General features: G+C 72.0%; 5 protein-coding genes and 1 other annotated feature. Of the genes, 4 read left to right on the forward strand and 1 reads right to left on the reverse strand.

Translation table 11 applies throughout. The features are described 5' to 3' along the window. Positions 1–152 precede the first annotated feature (152 nt). Genes VNG13_07400 through VNG13_07410 form a run of 3 tightly spaced genes read left to right on the forward strand, consistent with a single transcriptional unit; the run spans position 153 to position 2,505 of the window. Complete coding sequence (locus tag VNG13_07400; GenBank protein HVA60348.1) at positions 153–428, forward strand: hypothetical protein; 276 nt, start codon at positions 153–155, stop codon at positions 426–428. A 54-nt stretch (positions 429–482) separates the two neighbouring features. Beyond that, the gene (locus VNG13_07405) at positions 483–2,018 is read left to right on the forward strand and encodes an MFS transporter (protein HVA60349.1); all 1,536 of its coding nucleotides are present in this window, start codon (positions 483–485) and stop codon (positions 2,016–2,018) included. 28 nt (positions 2,019–2,046) lie between these two features. Beyond that, positions 2,047–2,505: a hypothetical protein gene (locus VNG13_07410; protein HVA60350.1), complete on the forward strand. Its 459-nt coding sequence runs from the start codon at positions 2,047–2,049 to the stop codon at positions 2,503–2,505. Positions 2,506–2,519: 14 nt separating this feature from the next. On the opposite strand, the gene VNG13_07415 is transcribed toward VNG13_07410, so the two are convergent. Beyond that, a complete protein-coding gene (locus VNG13_07415; protein ID HVA60351.1) occupies positions 2,520–4,391 on the reverse strand; it encodes a penicillin-binding transpeptidase domain-containing protein in 1,872 nt (623 codons plus the stop codon). A 451-nt stretch (positions 4,392–4,842) separates the two neighbouring features. On the opposite strand from VNG13_07415, the gene VNG13_07420 reads away from it, so the two are divergent. After that, positions 4,843–6,119 (forward strand): IS3 family transposase gene (locus VNG13_07420; protein ID HVA60352.1). Its coding sequence is split into 2 segments (ribosomal slippage): positions 4,843–5,128 and positions 5,128–6,119, totalling 1,278 coding nucleotides; the frame shifts between segments, so codons are not numbered across the junction. After that, positions 5,121–5,249, forward strand: a sequence feature (AL1L pseudoknot). Its footprint overlaps the gene before it by 129 nt. Positions 6,120–6,121: the final 2 nt, after the last annotated feature.

Here is a 6,121-nt window from a genome sequence, read left to right on the forward strand (position 1 = left end):
CGACCAACAGTGACCGCCAAGGGGGAAGTACGGCCGAGGGCACCAGCAACGGCACCGATAAGCCCAACTCTGGCGATCAACTGACAAACGATCAAGCCGCCACGCCGGTCACCAGACGAAGACCGGCTGAGTAGTTACCCCACTTCGAACAAGTGGCGGATTGCTACGCCGGCCTCAAAGCCGGCGACGCGGCGCTGCTCGACTGTGCCTGGGGGTTCAGCGACCGGGACCAGCACGGAGATGTGGACGTAGACGTCACGGTCGCAGCATCCGACGAGGCGACCGCCTACGAACTGGCCAGCGCCAGCGTGCGCGCGGCCATCCAACACGCCGGTGGATTCACGCCTGACTGGGATGAGCGGGTGCCGGACCTCTCCTCGGTCGCATACCGGCTTACCGACGAACGGGTGGAGCTGGTTCCCGCGTAGTCGGCGCCAACGGGGTTCGGACCCGCGCGTCGGGTCGCCGCGTAGCCTGCTCGGATGCGCCTGAGCGAGGTCGCGGGCCGGCGCTGGGCGTTGAGCACGGTCTGCGCGGTGCTGTTCCTCACCATGCTGGACAGCACGATCGTGTCGGTGACGCTGCCCAGCCTGCGCTCAGACCTCCAGGTCGGGGTGTCCGGGCTCCAGTGGGTGGTCAGCGCCTACGTGCTCGTCTTCGCCGCGCTGATGCTCACCGGGGGCACGCTCGGCGACCTCTACGGGCGCCGCCGGCTGATGGCCGTCGGGGTGGTGCTGTTCGTCGCCGGCTCGGCGCTGTCCGCGCTGGCGCCCTCCCTCGACGTCGTCTACGCCGGCCGGGTGCTCCAGGGGGTGGGCGCCGCGGCCAGCGAGCCGGGCACCCTGTCGGTGCTGCGCCAGCTCTACCCCGACCAGCGGGAGCGGGCCCGGGCGATCGGGATCTGGGCCGGTGTCTCCGGGCTGGCCCTGGCGCTCGGCCCGGTCCTCGGCGGGCTGCTCGTGGCCGCGGGCAGCTGGCGCACGGTGTTCTGGTTCAACGTCGGGTTCGGTGTCGTCGCGCTGCTCGCGGCGCTGCGCTTCGTGCCGGAGAGCGCGGACCCGGCCGGGCGGGCGATCGACCTGCCCGGCCAGGTCAGCGGTGCGGCCGCGCTCGGGCTGCTCACCTTCGGTCTGATCCGCGGGCAGAGCGCGGGCTTCGCCAGCCCGCGGATCCTGGGGCTGTTCGCCGCCGCGTTGGTGGCCGCGGCGGTGTTCGGGCTGATCGAACGCCGGGCGGCGAGCCCGGTGCTTCAACTCGGCCTGTTCCGCAACCGGACCTACAGCGCGGCAAACCTGGTCGCGTTCGCGGTGAACTTCGGGGTTTTCGCGATCTTCCTGTTCCTCAGCCTGTTCCTCCAGCTGGTCCGCGACGCCTCCGCGCTCGGCACCGCCGCGCGCTTCGTGCCGATGACCGCCGCCATGATCGTCGCCGCGCCGCTGACCGGCCGGTGGGTCGCCCGGATCGGTCCGCGCTGGCCGCTCACCGTCGGGCTGGTCGTCGCGACGGCCGGGATGCTCGCGACCGACGCCGTGCTCACCCGCCACGCCGACCTCACCGCCCTGGCCTTCGTCCTGCCGGTGCTCGGTGTCGGGCTCGGGATGGTGCTCGCCCCGGTCACCTCCGCGGTCATGGCCGGCGCGCCCCGGGCCCGGTCCGGAATGGCCGCGGCGACGACGAACGCGAGCCGGCAGATCGGCGCGGTGGTCGGGGTCACGGTGCTCGGCGCGGTCGTCAACGCCGAGCTCACCGGCTCGCTGCATCAGCGGCTGGTGGGGCTGCGCCTGCCGGCGGACATCCAGGCTTTCGCGCTGCACGCCGTCACCTCCGGCCAGACCGCGATCCCGACCAGCCTGCTCGGCCACCCCGGAGCGGTGCACGACATCGACGTCGCGTTGAGCGCCGGCCGCGACGCCTTCCTCGCCGGCCTGCACGTCGCGCTGCTCACCGCCGCCGGGGTGCTGCTCGCCGCCGCCCTGGTCGCCCTCGTCGGGGTCCGCAACCAGCCGGCGGCAGACTGAACCTTCACGACGTCCGGGAAAGGAACCGATGCCACAGATCGAGTTCGTCACGATGGCCAACCACGCCGAGGCGATCAACGGCTTGCTCTACCTTCAGGGCGCCGGCTGGTCCGAGCTGCAACTGCCGGCCGGGCCGCAGGGCCAGCCCGGCATCGTCCACGTTGGTATCGGGGTTTCTATCCTCGTCGGCTGGAACGAGACCAACGTCCGCTACCCGCTGCGGCTACGCATCACCCATGAGGATGGCAGCGACCTGGTCAACATCGACGCCGCGGTCGAGGCCGGGCGCCCGACCGGGATCCCGGCCGGCAGCGACATCCGGACCGTGCTGGCGATCAACGGTGAGCTCCAGTTCCCGCAGGCCGGCGGGTACGAGTTGCGAGCCGAACTCGACGGGCAGCTTCGAACCGCCTCGTTCCGGGTGCACGCCCCGTCCCCGCCACCGCCGGTCGGGCCGGCGTCGTTCGTGCTGCCCCCGGAGGGCTAGCCGAGGGCCAGCCGCTACCCGGCGAACCCGGCGGCGGTGAGGAACCGGGCGGCGATCGGCGCCGCCACCTGCCCGCCTATCCCGCCGCGCTCGACCACGACCGCGACCGCCAGGTCGCCTCGGTAACCGATGAACCAGGCGTGGGTCTGCGGCGGGGTCGCCGAGCCGAACTCGGCGGTGCCGGTCTTGCCGGCGGTGCCCGCCGGGAGCCCGGCCTGCGCCGCGGTTCCCCCGGTGACGACCCCGGTCATCAGCGCCCGCAGTTCGGCTACCCGCGCCGGATCGAGTGCGATCGGGCTTACCCCGGGCGGGCTCGCCGGATCGGTGACGAGCAACGGCGGGCGCCAGGTCCCGGACTCCACACCGGCCGCGACGAGCGCCATCGACACCGGGCTGACGAGCACCCGACCCTGCCCGATGGTGTCCGCGGCCACCTCCAGCGGGTCGGCGGGGGCGGGCAGGCCGCCGGTGAAGGCCGGCAGCGGCAGCCGCCAGCCGGCGCCGATGCCGAACGCGGTCGCTGCCGCGGTTAGATCCGCGCCGCCGAGGCGGGCCGAGAGCCCCACGAACGCGGTGTTACAGGAGCGGGCGAAGTCGGTGGCGAACGGCACGGATCCCGCGGTCTCGCCTTCGAAGTTGGTGAAGCGCTTGCCGTCCACGGTGACCTGCGCGGGGCACGCCACCGGCGTTTGCGACGTGACGCCGCGGGACAGCAGCGCGTAGCTGCTGACGACCTTGAACGTGGAGCCCGGGGGGAAGGTGCCGACGAGCGCCAGGTCGAGCGCGCTGTCCCCGGGCCGGTTCGCGATCGCGAGGATCGCGCCGTCCGACGGCCGGACGGCGACCAGCGCCGCCGGCAGCTTCACCCCGGCAAGGGCCTGCTCCGCGGCGGCCTGCAGGTGCAGGTCGAGAGTGCTCGACACCGACTGGCCGGGCGCGCCGGCCACGGTGTCCAGGGTACGCAGCAGGTGACCCGCCGGGTCCTCGACAACCACCGAGCCGGTTGGGGTCCCGGCGAGGCGACTCTGGAAGACCTGCTGGAGTCCGGACAGGCCGATCTGGTCGGTGGCGGTGAAATCCGGCCCGGCGCTTGCCAGCGCCTCGGCGGTGGCCGGGCCGACCCGGCCGAGCACGGCCCGGGCGAAGGTCGGGGTCGGCGCCAGTAGCTCGACCCCGGTCTGGAAGACGACGCCGGGCAGCGGGTGGATAACGGCACGGACCTTCTCGTAGGCGCTGCGCCGCAAGGTGATCACCGGTACGAAAGCGTCCGGTGCCGCCGCCGCGACCGCGGACCGCACCCCGGCCGGGTCTATCCCGAGGGTGGCGACGAGGACCGGGAGGGCCGCGGCGGGATCCGTCCACCGGCTGGGTTCGATCCCAACCGTGACCACCGGGGTGGGCACGAACAGGGGCTGCCCGTGGTCGTCGAGGAAGCTGGCCCGGGTCGGCAGGCTGCGCCGGACCGCCAGCCGGTCGCCGGCCCCCAGACCTGGATAGATGTCGGCGGCCGACCAGGCGACCAGCCAGCTCGAACCGTTCCGGCGCAGCTGGATGCGACCGTTGAAGGTCCAGCGGCCAAGCCCGCCGACCGTGACATCGACCCGGCAGGTGGCCTGCGCGCTCGCCCCGTTCGTCGTGACCGCGGTCACGGTCGCGGCGAGCGCCGCCACGTCGAGGCCGCGCCGGAACCCCGCCAACATGGATCCGGCCGGGCCCGGGCTGTCGGTGAGCCGGGCGGCCGCGGCGTCGTCGCCCCGCGACCACGCGGCCAGGTAGGCCCGCGCGATCCCATCGGGGGCCGGCGTGGCGGAGCAGCCGCCCAGCAGCGCGGCGGTCGCGGCGAGCCCGGCGAGCCCGGCGAGCCCGGCGAGCCCGAAAGCTGACACCCGGTGCGCACCACACCGGTCCGGACGCACCCCGACATCCTGCCCCAGCCGGGCCGGTCGGGAGGACTCCCCCCGGGCCCCGTGGCGAATCAGTCAGCCACGCCCGAGAGGAGCCATCCGGGTCCGGCGGCGACCACGGCGGAAAGCTCGCCGCTGGCCCCGATGACCTACCGCCGACTCGACGGTCGAGGCTGGGCTGGCCCCCGGCTCCGGGGGGGGCCGGCGGCCGGTGCGCGGAGAACGCCGCCGTGCCGACCGCGCTCGTCGCGAAGCTGCGCTTCTGGTTTCGGAGTTTCCGACGGCACCGGCGCGGTTGCCCGGTTCGGGCGCCCGCCGATGTTTCACTTGCCGCCATGAGCCTGTACGAACATGTCGCGCATCCGTGGGTGGCCAAACGCAAGGCTGTCTCGTGCCGGGTTTGATGGAGACGATCAAACCTGGAGGTTCAAGCATGGTGGCACTACGGAAGTACCCGGAGGAGCTTCGGGAGCGGGCGATACGGCTGACGTTGGACGCCCGGAAGGACCCTGCTGCTCGGGCGGGCGCGTGTGCTCGGATCGGTGAGCAGCTCGGGATCAACGCGGAGACGCTGCGGGGCTGGGTCACGCAGGCTGAGATCGACGAGGGCGGCCGGCCTGGGACGACGAGCACGGACAAGGAGAAGCTCGACAAGCTCGAACGGGAGGTCAAGGAACTCCGCCGGACGAACGCGATCCTGCGCTCGGCATCGGCTTTTTTCGCGGCGGAGCTCGACCGCCCCTCTCGCTGATCCTCGACTACGTCGAGCGGCACAAGACCGAGTTCGGAGTCGAGCCGATCTGCACCACGCTGACCGAAGCGGACGTGAAGATCTCTCCGAGCACCTACTACGCAGCCAAGGGCAGGGAGCCGTCCGCGCGGGCCGTTCGCGATGAGGACCTCAAGCCGAAGGTCGCGAAGGTCCACAGGGACAACTACGGCGTCTACGGAATCAGGAAGGTCCACGCCCAGCTCAACCGTGAGGCGGTCCTGGCTGGCACCGACGCGGTCGCCCGTTGCACGACCCAGCGGCTCATGAAGGAGCTTGGTCTGCGAGGGATTTCCCGCGCGAAGGGCCCCCGCACGACCGTGCCCGGCACCGGCCCTGACACGCGGCTGGACCACGTCAAACGGGCCTTCGTCGCCGATTGCCCAGACCGGCTCTGGGTCGCCGACATCACCTACGTCCGGACCTTCGCCGGGTGGGTCTACTGCGCCTTCGTGCTGGACGTGTTCAGCCGGCGGGTCGTCGGCTGGCAGGTCTCGACTTCACTGCGGACCGACCTGGCCCTGGACGCGCTGAACATGGGCCTGTGGACCCGCCAGCACGACGGCCACGACACCAGCGCCCTCGTGCATCACTCAGATCGCGGCGTGCAGTACGTCGCGATCCGCTACACCGAACGCCTCGCTGAGGCCGGCGCCGTCGCGTCCGTTGGAAGCAAGGGCGATTCGTACGACAACGCGATGGCCGAGGCTTTCAACAGCCTGTTCAAGGCCGAACTGGTCCGCAACCGCGGGCCATGGAAGAACATCGGCGACCTCGAGATCGCGGTCGCCGAGTACATCGACTGGTTCAACTTCCGCAGGCTCCACGGGGAGATCGGGCTCGTCCCGCCAGTCGAGTACGAAACCACCCACCGAAGCAACACCCTCACCGGAGCAACCGCTCAGGGTGAGTTGGAAGCCTCCATCAAACCCGGTACTTGACA

Source organism: Mycobacteriales bacterium (assembly GCA_035533475.1).
Lineage (GTDB): Bacteria > Actinomycetota > Actinomycetes > DATLTS01 > DATLTS01 > DATLTS01.

Excerpts from the sequence above, each read along its gene's own strand:
- VNG13_07410 (HVA60350.1), top strand. The coding sequence starts at position 2,047 with ATGCCACAGATCGAGTTCGTCACGATGGCCAACCACGCCGAGGCGATC.
- VNG13_07405 (HVA60349.1), top strand. The coding sequence starts at position 483 with ATGCGCCTGAGCGAGGTCGCGGGCCGGCGCTGGGCGTTGAGCACGGTC.